Raw genomic sequence first — 15,368 nt, 5'->3', positions numbered from 1 at the left:
CTATTTCTTTATAATTCTCACTGCTGCTCCATTCAAATTTGTTTTCACTAGGTATAATCCCGGAGCGAGGTCCGTGAAAGATACGGTAGCAGTTGTTCCGCCTATGTTTTGTTTCTTCACCAACTTTCCCTGCGCATTATAAACAGTAACAGTTTTCATTCTCCTCTCGCTGCTGATGACTAAATCTCTCACCACCATGGTTGGATAAGCCACAAAAGCCGGTTTCTCTTTTTGGCTGTTCCACAAGCCTGTTGGTTCAGTTACCGGGTCTTGCCTTTCGTATGTGCTTAGCTGCGGCATTTCGTCGAGCGTAATCACATACTCATGCGCAAACATCTTTCTCCACAGGGCAAGAGAATTATACTTGCTATCGCGGGTGTACCCACCATACCAGGGCATATACCAGGACCAGGCGGCTCCGTCGCTTACAAGATTGTCAACATCCGGGAAAGAGCCTACCTCGCTCAGAGTCAGCATTTTTTTGCCGCCGTACCGGCTGTTCATGTCGCTAAACTCCAGCGTCTGAGAGCCATGATCTCCGTCTTTGTAAATGTCACGCCCTACTATATCCACATACTCGTCACCAGGGTACCAGGCATCATCGTCGGGCTCCCTTGTCCATACCCAAATCAGGTTGCGCAAGCCGTGGTGGTTTACTATGCGGTCATACATCAGGTGCCACAGCGCTTTTAATGGCGCAGGACCTTTGGCTCCCCACCAGAACCAGCCACCTGCCGCTTCATGCAAAGGCCTCCATATTACGGGTACATTCTGGTCCTGCAGTTCTTTCAGCATGCCTGCTACATAATCAATGTCAGCCAGCATGGCAGTATATTCTGCTGAGGTCGGGTCAGAGATTCTGGAAATATCAAATGTAGTACCTTCTGGCTTAGTGTTAGTTCTGGTATAGAATTCTTCAGTGGTACGGGAAGGATCACGCCAGTGCCACATTAAGGCGGGTATGCCGTTTCTGCTGTACCAGGTTTTAGCGTCATTAATAGGAGTTTCATCATCGTACCAATCATAGTCCCGGCCACTGTGCATGAAGTCGATTCCAAGCAAGGCGGGTTCTTTTCCGGTGTTTTCCTTTAGCCATTCTGACTCATCAAAACTATTTAAGGTCATCACTCCGGAGATGATCTTGTCTCCGTAATTGTCCAGCAGAAAATTATATAGGGCTGTTGCCTCTTTGGTGGGATTTGGAGTAACGAGGGTCTGGTTCAAATCAAACCTGTCTGTTCCGTCCACGCTTTCAAACTCGATGTAGTCAATGTCAATCCAACCCCAGGATTTGGAAATTTTCACCTGGTGCTGGCCGGCAGCCTGTTTCTGGGCGCTGACTAGCTTATGGGTGGTATACTGGTTGTTTTGTTTCAGCGAAAAGTCTAAGGTGTTCCCTCCTATTTCAAGCTTGTTTATTTTATCGCCTGATGGAGCAGCCGCTTTGATATAGATATTGTAGAAACCTTCTGTTGGAATGGTCACCGTGAAAGTAAGGTTACCCTCTCCCTGCGCCACGGCACTACCTCCAGAGCAGCCTGCACATGCTATTTTCGATGCTCCTCCGGCAAGTGTCGCGTTTTCGGCTTCATATTTCTGGGCTAACACTTTGGAAGTGAACAGGCTCGCGACAAGCAAGCCCAAAAGTATAGTAAAGGTTTTATCCATTCGCACCATTCACATTTTAAAAATATATTTAATAAGCGAGCTTCTCTCTTATCCAAAGTTTATCATTAAAATAACTTAACAAAGGTATATATTTGTTTGCCATGCTTACTGATGCGTTAATATCATTTCATTGACCAAATCAACTTATACCATTATCACCAGAATACTGCGCACGAAGCTGTTCTGCAGAACCCACTCCTGCCCCTCCAAGAGGGCCCCTACCCCCAGGAGGGGAATCTGCAGTCAGGCAAAATGTACTGCGCATAAACCAATCGATATGGGTATTATATTATGGAAGATTCTTTTGCGAATCAATGATGGTAAAAAAAAAAGGAAGAGCATTGCTGCTCTTCCTTTTTTTAGTAACCGAAGTCTTACTCACGTAATCCAATATCATCGATATAGACAGTATTTGGTAGTGTTCCGTAGTTTTTGATCATGAATTCTGTTATTCCGCTGGAAAGGTCACCTAAAGAACTGAGAGGTATCTCAACCAGCGTGTACTCTCCAGCTGTAACATCAAAAGGAACATCTTCAGAATTGTCACCATCACCATTTTTAACCTGAACAGCAAGTGTGCTGTTAACTGACCCACGTACATAAAGTACTAAAGTTGAATAGCCTTCTAACACATCGGCATCTATCGGATGCAACTGAAGAGCACCATATTCACCGCTATACACTACTTTGATAGCTCTAGGGCCTCTGTTTGGGTGTTCTGTATTAGCAAGATCCTGGGATTCAGTTTCCCAACCACCCCACTGTTGCCATTCTGCATCACCAGTAGCAGGGTTTGTACGCAGGGCATTATCATATATGTAGTAGTCAATGTCAGGACCTGGGCCACCAACTTGTGCCTCTACTCCAGTAGATACTTCGAAGCCAGAATGCGTGATGAAGATCAACTCGCCTGCCTGAGCACCAGCAGGAACTGTGAGCACAATCTGGTTGTCATTCTGCGCTACAAAATCAGAAACTTCTACACCTCCATCGAATACAACGGTCTCTACCTGGTTCAGTTCAGTACCTGTGATAGTAAGATAGCTGCCGTGAGCTACTGGTTCAGGCGATAAGCTTGTTATAGCAGGTAGTATGATATTAACCTCAGCTTCTGTTTCTACCACGTAGTCTGTGTTAGTGGTCAATGTCAAAGCTCCTCTTTGGGCATCCATCGGAACCTGTACAACAATGCGCGTTGCTGACTGGCTAACAAACGAAGTTACCTCAGCACCGCCCTGGAACTCGATCATCTCAACAAGATCAAGGTTTGTTCCGTTGATGGTCAAGTTCTGCCCCGGATCTATCTGGCTTGGTGATAGCGAAGTGATAGTCGGTAGAGAAATATTCACCTCTTGCGTGGTTTCAACCTCTACACCTGAACTTGTCACCATCGTTAATGTACCGGTTGATGCATTACCGGGCACTTCTACCACGATTTGTGTGGCAGACTGACTTACAAATTCACTTACATTGGCTTCACCTACTCCTGTAAATTGGATCTCCTCTACGAGGTTAAGGTTTGTACCCGTGATAGTCAGGTTCTGTCCATGTCGGACAGCACTAGGAGACAATGCTGTTACCGCAGGTAAAACAACGGTTATCTCTTGTGTCGTTTCTACCTCCACGTCAGATAATGCCACTAGCGTAAGAGGACCCGTAGCCGCATTGGCTGGTATCTGCGCGACAATCTGAGTAGGCGTTTGGCTTACAAATTCAGTTACTACGGCTTCGCCTACGCCTGTAAACATGATTGCTTTTACAAGATCCAGATTAGTACCTGTAATGGTCAGGTTTGAACCGGTATTGAAAGGCGTTGTAGGTAAAGCCGTTACCTGAGGCAATGTTACTACCAGTTCGTTCTCCGTTTCAATAGACATTGGCTCTGTTCCGCCACCTAGAAGGAACAGTGTTCCGGTGCTTGCAGTCATTGGAACCTGTAGTACCAGTTCAGAGGCTGTCTGGCTGACAAACTCGTCTACTGTGTCTCTGTCAAACACGACACCTTCCACCCAATCAAGCCTAGTACCGGTTATGGTGATGTTAGCACCAGGTCTTGCTTCTTCGGTAACAGAAGTGATGGTGATTGGAACATTGAAACTCAAGATCGTTTTGGAAACAACCTCTTCGCCATTATCAAGTCTAAGCGTAACTAATCCTTCCATGGCCTCATCAGGCACCATGAGCCTGATGAGTTCTGTTGTCTGCTCAATAAAATCCGCTCTTGTAACGGTAGCGCCAGCCATTTCAATAGCCTCTACACGGTTCAGATTTCGACCAAAAAACCGAATCTCGTCTCCATGTTGCACACCGGTAGGGCCAAAGCTTAGCAACTGCACCTGCCCTGATGTTGGATCAACATCATCATCGTCATCGCATGAGGTTATAAACCCAATCGACAGCACCAGGCAGATAAGCAAGAGTAGCCTTGTATTATAAAAATTCTTCATACATATATATATATTTTATAAGAATTAATTATTCGCTTTAGGTACTACCCGCATATTATCTATCGCAAAATTCGCTTCCACTGCAAGCGGACCACTAAAGTGGAAAGACACGCCATACCCGTTCGGGTTGTATGCAAACTCAGCATTATCAGCATAGAATTCTTCCCATGGAATAGTGATAGTTTCCCATTCTCCATTTGTGTCTATGTTAGGTGTCCAGTTATAATAGGTTTCACCTCGCTCGCCCCCTACGTCCTGGCCCATGTACATTCTGATGTTTGCACCTGTTAAAGGAGCTAATGTGTTGATTTCCATTTTAATGACATAGTCCGAAGGGTTTGCAAAAGCTGCCTGCGGAATATTTCTTGTTTCTAAAGCTATATCGGAGTCTGCACCACCCACGTACATTTCGAACCAGGCCCATGCTCCTAACTGGCGATTAACTCGGATAAAGTTACCGCTGATGTTAGGGATAACAGGATCATCTGCTTTAATATAATCCGGTCCGTGCCATAAGCCTTCCGTTGTTTCATCAAAGCTTGCAATGATGTTTCTGTTATCACGGAACCAGAATTCAGACTCTGTCTCACCGAAATTGGTTGCCACAGTAATCGGTCCTGGCTCAGCGCCTTCCGGTACTCTTACTTCAATCACATCATCATCTACAGAGATCACTTCGCCTTCTACGCCTCCTGTGAAAGTCACAGTAACGGGTTCGTAGAAGTAGTTACCAACAATCACGGCTACATCGCCTGTGTTCACATACTCACTCAGCATACCGGAAAGCATTGGTTCGCTGATATCTACTACAAAATCATGTAGCAAAGAATCACCATTCGCGAAAACCAGTTTCATCTGGTTATTGATCTCCAGCGGTATTTCTGTAGGAACTCTGGTGATGATAGAGTTATTGGTAACGAAGGTAGGTGATAAGGCACCGGGTTGATCATTAAACCAAATCTCACGCGCATCTCCTAAATTCTGACCAACAATGGCAATCATAGCTCCCTGGCCTGCCATTGCAATTAGGGAGTCTGATGCTTCAGGTCTGGTAACCCTGATGTAATCCACCCTAGGTGTACCGCCGCTCGGGAGATTGTCATCATCATCCGAACAGCTTGTAAACATTCCTGCCGTCGCAAACGCGAAGAAGAGGAATAACAACGATTTCAAATTAAATTTCATAAATATCTTTTTCTACAATGAATGATGTTGATACTAACCACCAAAAATATAAGGAATAGGCTCTGCTCTCAGTCCTGGTGCCTGGCTTGCTTCTGCTGCCGGTATCGGAAGCTCGAAGTTTCCTGAATTAGCGGTAGCCGTTCTTTCTTCAAACCACTCTGTTTTGGCAAACTCCCAGGAAGACGGGTTCGGCATGCGATTTGGATGAACTACAAAAAGACCGCGGTCCTGGCTATTGACAATATCATAAGCGTGCTGCGGGTTGTAGTAGTGCAGGCGCACTAAGTCATACCAAGCTAATCCCTCCACTGCAAACTCCTTCACGCGCTCTGAATAAATATCGTCCCAGGTAATCGGTCCATCAAGAGGAGGAACTCCAGCTCTTGCGCGAATCGTGTTGAAATACGCTAGTGCCTGCGCATCATTAGTAGATCCATCAGCGCCAAGGGATGCTTCTGCATAAATCAGGAACATCTCCGCGAACCTTAACATATAGGTGTTGTTAGGGTATCGCTGCGTGATTGACTGCCCACCAACGTCTTCTGATTTTCCAACTACATATTTCTTCACATTGGCAAAGCTCGCGTCTCCGTCTGGTGCTGGTGCCGGGAAAATCAACTCCTGCATTCTTTCAGTACCATCAGCATCTCTAACTGTCTGGGATATTTCCGGATAATGGAAACCCGGTAACATGAAGGTAGCTTTCAGGCGTCTGTCATTTGTGAAACCGTCTTCCATCAGGCCATCATACTGGCTCAGCATCCACCAGGATGCGCTAAGGTCACCTCCCCAGCCATCACCGTTGGCAATATCATTGCTGTAGGTTAGCTGAGAAACCATTGTATTCGCATACCCATAGTCAGTTGTGAAAACCCACTGCTGCTCAAACATGGATTCCGCATTGTTATCATAAGGGTATCTGAACAGATTAGCGTAGTCAGGTAATAGGCTGTAAGCATTGCTTTGGATTACTCTTTCGGAGTATTGCTTCGCCAAATCCAGGTATTCCTGGTTTCTTGTTCCACCTACTCCGGCTCTATTCAGGTAAGTTCTGGCCAGCATTCCTTCGGCCGACCATCGGGTTATCCTTCCTGGCTGACCAGGAGTCGCTGGTAAGTTCTCAGCAGCAAACAGGTAGTCTCTTGTAATAAACTCCCAAACTGTTTCTACTGTATTACGGGTTACCTCCGCATTATTTAACAGATCCAGGTTGTTTTCAATAATCGGAACTGCACCATAATTCATTACAAGGAAAGCGTACGCAGTAGCCCGCATAAATCTTGCTTCGGCAATCACCTGGTTCCTTATTTCCGGACTTGTGTCTGCTCCTGCATATCGGTTCACATTCTGGATAAGCGAATTAGCCTGTCCTATCACAATATAGAAAGCGCGGTAGGCTTCAGCATTTTCACTCGAAACTTCTGTGGTGTTGAATAGTACGTGGTCTCTGTTACCCCAGGCCCGGAAAAGCGTTCCAGCTCTTATATCACCCAGTGCCCAGTAGGCTTTATCCACATAGTCCTTCCAAACTACACTATACAGCGGCGCTGAAGCGGCTAAAAGCTGCTCATTTGTTTGAAAAAAGTTCGCATCCACCAATGTGTCTTGTGGGGGCCTTTCGAGAAACTCGCTCTCACAGCCTGAGAATACAGACAATGCCAGGAACCCGCCTATAAATAAATATTTATTTTTCATTTTGATTGTTGTGTTAAATTAAAAGTCAATACTCATGTTAACAGAGTAAATCGGTGTTAACGGATAGCGGCCATAATCTACTCCTATGGCAGCAGAATTGGCGTTTTCAAGACCACCCACGTGTGAACCAACTTCAGGATCATATCCAGTGTAGTTAGTAATAGTGAACACGTTCTGAGCACTGAAACCTACTCTGGCCGACTTGATGAAATTCTGTCTCTGAATCAATGAAGTTGGCAGGTTATAGCCCAAGGTTACGTTTTTAAGCCTAACAAACGATCCGTCTTCTACAAATTTGTCTGTATGTCTTTCGAAGTTGCCGTTTCTGTTGTTACCGCCAGACATTCTGGCCACGTTAGTTTCCGGATTCTCCAGATAAGGATTACCCTCCTCGTCCAACGCTACTCTGGCATAGTCAAACGCATCTATAAAGAGATTGCGGCCAAGGTTCATGTTGTTCGGGTTTGTGTTTTCTCTTTTGAGATAGTTAAAGATATCGTTACCAAGTGTGCTTGTAATCAGAATGCTCAGATCAAAGCCTTTATAGGTAAAGGTGTTCGTGAAACCGGCATAGTACTTTGGCCAAGGATTACCAATGAAGGTCTGGTCTTCACCCGTGATAATGCCATCGCCGTTTACATCACGGTACTTCACATCACCAACCCAGATGCTGTTTTCACCAATTGGCAAAGGCTCGCCGTTGTTATCAGCCGGGCGCGGGCTGTTCTGCAGGTCCTCTAAATCCTGGAACAATCCTTCTTCGATATAACCATAGAACAACCATGGAGCCTGTCCTACAACTGAACGCTGTGTCCAGGTGTTCCACTCTCTTGTTGTACGGTTCAGGATGCTGCTTTCAGTAGAAAGAGCTGTCAGTTCCGTTACAAAGTGAGACAGGTTGAAATTTGACTCCCATCTGAAGTTTGTGTTGTCGATGTTAACAGTATTCAGGGTAAAACTCCATCCCTTATTCTGCAGGGAACCGATGTTCACAGTAGGGGCTGCGATAGCACCAACACCGCTTGTACCCATGTACCAAGGCAGTGTGGCTACGAGAATCAGGTTATCTGTATCTTTGATGTAATAATCAGCTTCTAACTGTACTCTGTTTTCAAACAAGCCCAAGTTTATACCAAAGTTGTTTGTCTTTGTCTCTTCCCACTGAAAGTTCGGGTTAGGATACCTGTTTGGTATGAAACCTGTTCCCCATGGTGTCGGACCAGAAGACAGTGTGCCGAAAATTGCGCCACTACCACCCTGATTACCGGTAAGACCAATTTCGTAACGTAGTCTCAGGTCACTCACGAAACCAACGTTGAAGAAGTCTTCTTCAGAAACTCTCCAGGCAGCTGACACGGATGGGAAATAGCCCCATCTGTTTTCTGGTCCGAAGTTGATAGAACCATCGGCACGGAAGGCAGCCTGAATGATGTAACGGTCGTCAAAGTTATAGTTAACCCTTCCCAGGTAAGACTCCATTGCCCACTCGCCGTGTCCACCACCGGCAACACTTGTCAGGATATCACCCGCGTTCAGGTCGATCACATCGTTCGTCTGGAAACCACGTCTCTCACCGGATAAGTTTCTCCAGGTAGACTCCTGAGACTCATGCGTTGCCATGACATTCACACTATGCTTGCCAAACTGCTTGTTGTATTGCAGCATTTGGTTCCAGTTCCAGTTGGTATTCAACCCGTTATTGTTTCTTAAAACTGCCTCCGGGTTCTGCTGATATCCAAAACGGTAGGTTGGGAGGAAGTAATTAGAGTTTGAGAAATCAAAGTTACCATTCACTGAAGTACGAAAGTCTAATCCTTCAATGATGTTGACAGCAAAAGTTAAACCTCCCAAAAATTGTCTTCTGGTTAACTCATTCGTCGTGATATTGGCAAGTCCGATAGGGTTAGGTGGCGTAAACTGCTCTGACGTATTACCAGCTGTTACAGTACCTCCACCGTATGTACCGTCAATGTTTCTTACCGGGATATGAGGAGGCAACTGAATTGCTCTTGATATGATATTCCCCTGTGTTGTAGATAATTGCTCGTTTGTTTGAGCAAAGTTGAAATTACCGTTGATTGTCAACCATTCTTTTGCTTTATTATCTAAGTTCAAACGTATGGAGGCTCGATCAAAACCAGATCCGATTGCAATACCTTCCTGGTCTAAGTACTCACCAGACAGGTAATACGTAGTTTTCTCGCTACCACCGCTCACACTTAGCTGGTGCTTTTGCATTGGTGCAGTCCTGAATAGCTCTTCCTGCCAGTTAGTTCCTTCGCCTAATAGAGCGGGATCCAGGAAGTCTTCACGAACTTCTCCGCCTGCAATCTCCCTGTACTCATTATCCATTTGGGCATACTGGCGCAGGTTCATCACTTGCAGCTGCTCAGGAGCTGTCTGTAAACTATACAGGTAAGCGTAATTTACGCGTATTTCACCAGCTTTACCGCGTTTTGTCGTGATAAGTACGACACCATTCGTTCCTCTTGACCCATAAACGGCTGTAGCAGAAGGTCCCTGCAGGATCTCCATGCTTTCAATATCAGCTGGGTTCAGGCTCGATAATGGGTTTGTTCCCGCAGCAGATGCAGCTCCCTGAATCTGCACACCATCTATTACATAAAGTGGCTCGTTACTTCCATTGATAGAGTTTACCCCCCTGATATTTACAGAAATACCGCCACCTGGCGCACCTGTGTTCTGGGTAACGTAAACACCGGCAGCACGACCTTGAATGGCCTGCTCAATAGTTGTGTTCACTGTTCTTTCGATGGCCTCTGCCCCGATTGTTGTCTGAGCACCGGTCATATCATTTTTTCTGATCTCTCCATAACCTGTAACCACGACCTCCTGGAGCAGCCGCTCGTCAGGGCTCATCGTGATGGTGATGTTTGAGCGGCCATCCACAGGAACCTCCTGCGCGGCAAAGCCAATGTAAGACACCATCAGAACAGCGTCGTCGGCAGCCTGAAGCTGGAACTGACCTTCTGCGTCTGTAATAGCACCGGCAGATGTTCCTCTTACGCCAATACTTACGCCTGGCAACGGTGAGTTGTCTTCCGATGACACAACTCTACCACTTACTGGCTGAGTTGTCTGTGCAAAGCTAAAAACGCTTTGCAGCAGAAGGAAAGCCAGCATGAACGGGGCCAGCCTCCATGCTTTTAGCGAGTCACTAGCAGGGTGATTAAAACCCCTGTAGAAGTAAATGTATTTCATCATAATTGGTTATAGAATTTGTGTAGATAATTACTGATTAAAATATTTTTTGAATTTTGTCCTCATTAAAGCTTCCTTCATTATTCATTAACTGGTTACTTGCTTTTGATATATAAGTGATTAGTCAATCATTTAAAGACACAGAAATAAGGTACTTAAACAAGTCTTTATCAAGAAGAGAAGCTAAACCCAAATAAACAAAGGTCACACAGATGTTGCTTTCGCTGAACATGAACCTTACTGTTTAAATTCCACATAAAATTTTATTTTACCCTAGTATCTTTAAATACTATAGACTCCTAATCAATGTTTAAATAAGTACTTTAATAAACAATGGCTTGTTACCTATACCAGGTATAGCAAATCTATGCGTTTTACAACCTTATATATGATACTATCTTAACAAACCTAATATCAAACTTAACATTAAACAATTAAATGCATCGATGCAATTAGTTATTGAAATCGGTTGCATAACCTATGTCTTGCATTCGCATACCTACTTTTGTAACACATTAAAAACTTTTTGTCAGATAAAGCAGCTGGTTTAAATAACTATAATAAGATTCTATAGGTGAAGATAGCAGCACACGAAGCTACATATATCGTTTTACAAAAAGAAAAGTTTCTTTTACCTGATGCAACATTTAGTGAGCCAATACTCAATTGTGGCAGGTGACTCTTCACTTTTCACGCTACTAAAGTACGGATATATTCATTCTTACAGGGGTATAAAATGTTTCTAATGTATACCTCACCTGTTAACATTGCAAACTTAGATTAAAATAGGCCTAAAGAGTGCTTTTGACACTTTTGATACTTATCGCTTCTGATTGCCTGCGTATGATAATTTAGATTTGTCAATAAAAAGGTGAAATTTCTTAAGTGAAACATTACTAGTTTTAGAAACGCTTTGTTTGCATTACTTTCTTCAACTTACTTTATGCTCAAGGAAACACCAGCACAACTCTTATTCTCCTTTCACAGAACCGGTACAGTATAGAGAACAGGTTTTGCGTCTATAAACATCAGGTATAGCATCGTTCAAGAAATCAAATAAATAAGGAAGCTATACATGTTGCCAAACAAAACTTTCTTTTAATTTATTTGGTACATAACATTTACACCAAGTATGAACTATATTATCATATGCAAACAACCATTAAGAACGAATTGACTTCTTAATGGTTGTTGTTCTGAAAAAAATGTAGTACTCCTGATATATTTATTTGCCTCATCCGAATGGAACGTTAAACAAAGTGACATAATGTCACTACATCGTGCGCAGGAACGCCTGATTTGAAAGCTTTATTGGTATTACCTATGTTTACTCTGTCCGGAGATTACACACTTTGTAAGTTGTGTAAAGCGTATTTTCAGGATACGGCTTCTTATGATGCATGCATAGCACATGGCCTGGCGGCTCATAATGTGCAGCAGAGCGCTGCTAAACAAGGCACACGCTTTCATCCCAGCGAAAGCTTCACTAGGAAGCACAAGACCACCTTCTTCTGCAGGAATTGCTTTCTTGCTATTTAGCAGATACGGCTTTTACGGGTTTAACGGCTTCATACACTTCATTGGCTATAAGTGCGGCTCCGGCATCATTTGGGTGAACACCGTCGTAGGTCAGGGCGGCTTTGCCCAGGAAAGGCGTATACAGGTCTATTGTTTTTGCTTTGGTTTGTCGGGCAATTTTCTCTATGGCAGGTATCACCTCGTTCTTTACCACATTTTCAGTTATGCCCCACTTATCCTCGAAAACGGGAACAGGATATACCAGATAAACCTGCGGATTGGAAGGCAGCTGTTGGAAAGACTTCACCAAGGCTTTATAATCTTTGACAAAATCTTTTTTGTGCTGCCAGTTTTGTGGCTTCGTATCGTTGGTGCCAAGTTTAATGATCACAACATCAGGGTTCCAGCCGAGTACATCTGTGTACTTTTCCTCATTCCAATATGGTAAATTACCTTTTTTAAGAAGCGTGCGCCCACCAATGCCATAGTTCTTTACTTCAAACTGCTCCCCAAGAAGTATCTGCAGCACGTCAGGATATGTTTGCTTTAACCCTGCACCCTCTGTTATACTGTTACCTACACAGGCCACTTTAATTTTTGATTGTGCCTGTGCACCAAAACTATGAAAGAATAGGAAGGCAATAGCAAAAAGCAAGAAAGCAATCTGTTTTTTCATCCTGTTAAATTAAATGCTATGATAAAGTCAGGTGATTAGGTGTAAAAGTATAAACAGAGCACATTCTTAAAGCGGGTGCTCTGTTTATACCTACATCTTATTATAACTCCCTAATCCAGACGTTACGGTACTGCACAGGGTTACCATGGTCCTGCAGGCTGATAGGCGCTTTGCCATGGGCTTTGTACTCAGGCAGGCCAATATATTCTGTTGGCCCCTTCACTTCCGTATTATTTTGTACCAATACACCATTGTGTAGCACCGTTACGCGGGCAGGTGTAAACATAGAACCATCTTCTTTGAAACGCGGGGCGGTATAGATGATGTCATAAACGTTCCACTCCGAAGGTTGGCGCATGGCATTTACCAGCGGGCGGTGCTGCTTGTATATGCTGCCTGCCTGGCCATTGGAGTAAGTTCGGTTGTTGTAGTTGTCGAGTACCTGCACCTCATAACGGTCCTGCAGGAAAATGCCGCTGTTGCCACGGCCCTGGCTTTCACCTTTCACTTCATCCGGCGCACTCCATTCTATGTGCAGCTGAAAATCTTCAAACTCCTTATTAGTAGAGATATCGCCTTTGCCAACTGTGAACACGTTGTTCTTTACCTGCCATTTGGCCTCACCACTTCCGTCCTTGGCCTTCCATTGGGAAAGGTCTTTTCCATCAAACAGCACAATTGCATCAGAGGGGGCAGCGTTGTTGGCCGCAGGGGTGACTACGCGCACTGCGGGTTCCCAGAACTCGGTCATCTCCGGTACCATTTTCGGGGGCTTCGGTGTTTCCTGTGCCTGTGTGTTGGTATAGGCCAGCAAGCCAAGGGCTATAGCGGCGAAAGCAGCTCTTTTTGAAAGGTTAGATTTCATGTGTGTAAGAGTTCTTTTGATTTCTGTTTGTCATGCTGTCCTTCCCTGCACTTAGCAAGTTTAGGGCAGGAGCTTTGCTTGTAATATGCTTTGGCTTACAATCTACAAATTATTTCAGAGAATTGATCCACGAAGCAATTTTGAGTGCTTCCGCCTCCGGTACCTGCGGCATCGGTGGCATTGGTGTGGCATAGCTTGGCCAGTTCTCAGGCTTGGGCTCATGAATTAGCTGTACGATCTGCTTATCAGCATATTTCCGCTTGGCTACTTCCCTGAATGCCGGCCCTACCTGTTTCTTGTCTGTGTTATGGCAAGCCAGGCAGGTATTCTTAGCCAGGAGCGGCTTGATGTCCTTGTCATAATCTAGTGCCACGGCTTTTGCCTGTGCCGGGCTGGCTGACTTCGCCCCTTTGGCAGCGGCACTGGCTGTATTCTTTTGCGCTGACTTTACCGTGTTGGCTTTCTGCTGCGTGGCTACTGCTGAATTTATGGTGCTTACCTCGCTCATGCTCAGTTTCTGCCCTTCCGGGATATTATTCAGCGTGTAGTAGCCAGTGGGGTGTACTAATGAGTAGTAATTATCTTTCGCACGCACACCATCCAGCTTGATATGATGGATGTAGCCCTTGCGCAGATTATCTACAATTAAGCGTGCCTTCATGCCGTCTTCTGACACTTTAACCCCCTTCACAGGAAGTGTTGCCATGTTCACAGGCGGGCTGCCATACACTGCGTGATATTTATAGATGTAACTATCTACCCCATATGAGGCAAGATCCTCTGCCGACTTCCTATCCACGGGTTTGGTAAACTCTATTTCAAAACCGTCCGGCATCGCCTTTACCGTGCGCATCTCAAAGGGGAGTTTATTGTTCCATACCAGGCGCTGCAGCCCTTGATTGGCATCGCCAGCTGCACCCCAGCCACGGCTTGTCTCCCCAACAAAAAGAGAACCGTCCGGAGCCCAGGCCATACGCAGCACACCTGACTGGAAACCGCCACGGAAATCGAAGGCAATCCCCTGGTACTCGCCGTTCACCTCTTCCATCACTACACGCATAATTTTGCTTTGCCCCTGGTCGCCAACCAGCAGTTGCCCTCCAAAGGGGCCAAAGTTCTCTTCGGGTATCTTTACTATTTCTGAGTTAGAGATACCGAGTATACCATGCGGCAACCAGACCGCAGGTGTCTGCAGCCCTGGGATCTCCTCCTTCATGTCATACATCGTCACGAAATCTTCGTTCTGCATGTTCTCCGGCTTTACGGGCTCTCCACTGTCGTCAAACTCTTCGCGTGGCTTTATCTTTGAGAAGATTTGCTCCTGCTTCAGCTTTACAGGTGAGTCGGGTCTGTCTGCCCAGCGCAGCCCGCCCGGATGCACGGTGAAAGCGCCTTTCTTCACGTGCCAGATACCGCCCGAACCTACCCAGTCGCCCTGGTTTTCGGCGTAAAACATCTCTCCGTCTATCATACCCAGTCCTGCGGGTGAGCGAAGCCCTGTGGCCCATGGCTCCATCTTGCCATCTTCGGTGATGCGCATCATCCAGCCGCGCATCGGCACAAGGCTTTTGGCGTGCCACCAGGGATTGGGAAAGCCCAGGTTAGCCGAAACAAAGAATGAGCCGTCCGGAGCTATTTTCGGACCGAAGCTGTACTCATGGTAGTTCCCGGACAAAGGCCAGGCATACACTGTCTCAAATAAATCTGCCTTGCCATCATTGTTCGTGTCCGTCATTTTCGTCAGTTCCCCGCGCTGGGCTGCATAAAGTGCCCCGTCCCTGTATGCCAAGCCAAGCACCTCGTGCAAGCCCGAGGCAAACCTGCGGAAAAATGGCTGCGCGGAGGTAGGGTTCTCCACTATAAAGATATCGCCCCTGCGGGTAGAAACACCCAGTTTTCCATTTGGAAGCACCGTCAGGCCACCCACTTCCAGTAACGTACCCTCTGGAGAGCTTATCCTCATGATTTTGAAAAAATCCTCCTCCATCGGCGACTCCTGCGCCTGCACCTGTGTGCCAAGGCTAGCTAGCAGGCCTGTTGCCAGCAGCATACTTCGCAGTATATTTTTATGTCTGTTCTTCATGCTTCGTAC

The 15,368-nt window shown here is 45.6% G+C and carries 8 protein-coding genes; all 8 read right to left on the bottom strand.

Annotated elements, in window-relative coordinates:
* The 8 genes from DXT99_RS05670 to DXT99_RS05635 all read right to left on the bottom strand — a co-directional run bounded on the left by DXT99_RS05670 (position 1) and on the right by DXT99_RS05635 (position 15,359).
* Positions 1-1,668: a glycosyl hydrolase gene (locus DXT99_RS05670; RefSeq protein WP_181885039.1), complete on the bottom strand. Its 1,668-nt coding sequence runs from the start codon at positions 1,666-1,668 to the stop codon at positions 1-3.
* 374 nt (positions 1,669-2,042) lie between these two features.
* Positions 2,043-4,115 (bottom strand): IPT/TIG domain-containing protein, encoded by a 2,073-nt coding sequence (locus DXT99_RS05665; RefSeq protein WP_115564567.1) that lies wholly within the window; start codon positions 4,113-4,115, stop codon positions 2,043-2,045.
* 24 nt (positions 4,116-4,139) lie between these two features.
* Positions 4,140-5,300 (bottom strand): glycan-binding surface protein, encoded by a 1,161-nt coding sequence (locus DXT99_RS05660; RefSeq protein WP_147294174.1) that lies wholly within the window; start codon positions 5,298-5,300, stop codon positions 4,140-4,142.
* 33 nt (positions 5,301-5,333) lie between these two features.
* Positions 5,334-6,995, bottom strand: coding sequence for a RagB/SusD family nutrient uptake outer membrane protein (locus DXT99_RS05655; RefSeq protein ID WP_115564565.1), 1,662 nt, complete (start codon positions 6,993-6,995; stop codon positions 5,334-5,336).
* A gap of 18 nt (positions 6,996-7,013) precedes the next feature.
* Positions 7,014-10,220, bottom strand: coding sequence for a SusC/RagA family TonB-linked outer membrane protein (locus DXT99_RS05650; RefSeq protein WP_246000464.1), 3,207 nt, complete (start codon positions 10,218-10,220; stop codon positions 7,014-7,016).
* A gap of 1,528 nt (positions 10,221-11,748) precedes the next feature.
* Positions 11,749-12,411: a GDSL-type esterase/lipase family protein gene (locus tag DXT99_RS05645; RefSeq protein ID WP_115564564.1), complete on the bottom strand. Its 663-nt coding sequence runs from the start codon at positions 12,409-12,411 to the stop codon at positions 11,749-11,751.
* 100 nt (positions 12,412-12,511) lie between these two features.
* On the bottom strand, positions 12,512-13,276 hold the full coding sequence (locus DXT99_RS05640; protein WP_115564563.1) for a 3-keto-disaccharide hydrolase: 765 nt from the start codon (positions 13,274-13,276) through the stop codon (positions 12,512-12,514).
* A gap of 109 nt (positions 13,277-13,385) precedes the next feature.
* Positions 13,386-15,359, bottom strand: coding sequence for a c-type cytochrome (locus DXT99_RS05635; protein ID WP_115564562.1), 1,974 nt, complete (start codon positions 15,357-15,359; stop codon positions 13,386-13,388).
* Positions 15,360-15,368 lie beyond the last annotated feature (9 nt).

The organism is Pontibacter diazotrophicus (genome assembly GCF_003367245.1).
GTDB lineage: Bacteria > Bacteroidota > Bacteroidia > Cytophagales > Hymenobacteraceae > Pontibacter > Pontibacter diazotrophicus.
Note: the sequence above shows the minus strand (reverse complement) of the source record. Positions and strands in the feature narration are given on the sequence as shown.

What these genes read in the sequence shown, in the direction of transcription:
- DXT99_RS05635 (WP_115564562.1), bottom strand. Translation starts at nt 15,359, where the DNA reads ATGAAGAACAGACATAAAAATATACTGCGAAGTATGCTGCTGGCAACA.
- DXT99_RS05645 (WP_115564564.1), bottom strand. Translation starts at nt 12,411, where the DNA reads ATGAAAAAACAGATTGCTTTCTTGCTTTTTGCTATTGCCTTCCTATTC.
- DXT99_RS05665 (WP_115564567.1), bottom strand. Translation starts at nt 4,115, where the DNA reads ATGAAGAATTTTTATAATACAAGGCTACTCTTGCTTATCTGCCTGGTG.
- DXT99_RS05640 (WP_115564563.1), bottom strand. Translation starts at nt 13,276, where the DNA reads ATGAAATCTAACCTTTCAAAAAGAGCTGCTTTCGCCGCTATAGCCCTT.
- DXT99_RS05650 (WP_246000464.1), bottom strand. Translation starts at nt 10,220, where the DNA reads ATGATGAAATACATTTACTTCTACAGGGGTTTTAATCACCCTGCTAGT.
- DXT99_RS05670 (WP_181885039.1), bottom strand. Translation starts at nt 1,668, where the DNA reads ATGGATAAAACCTTTACTATACTTTTGGGCTTGCTTGTCGCGAGCCTG.
- DXT99_RS05660 (WP_147294174.1), bottom strand. Translation starts at nt 5,300, where the DNA reads ATGAAATTTAATTTGAAATCGTTGTTATTCCTCTTCTTCGCGTTTGCG.
- DXT99_RS05655 (WP_115564565.1), bottom strand. Translation starts at nt 6,995, where the DNA reads ATGAAAAATAAATATTTATTTATAGGCGGGTTCCTGGCATTGTCTGTA.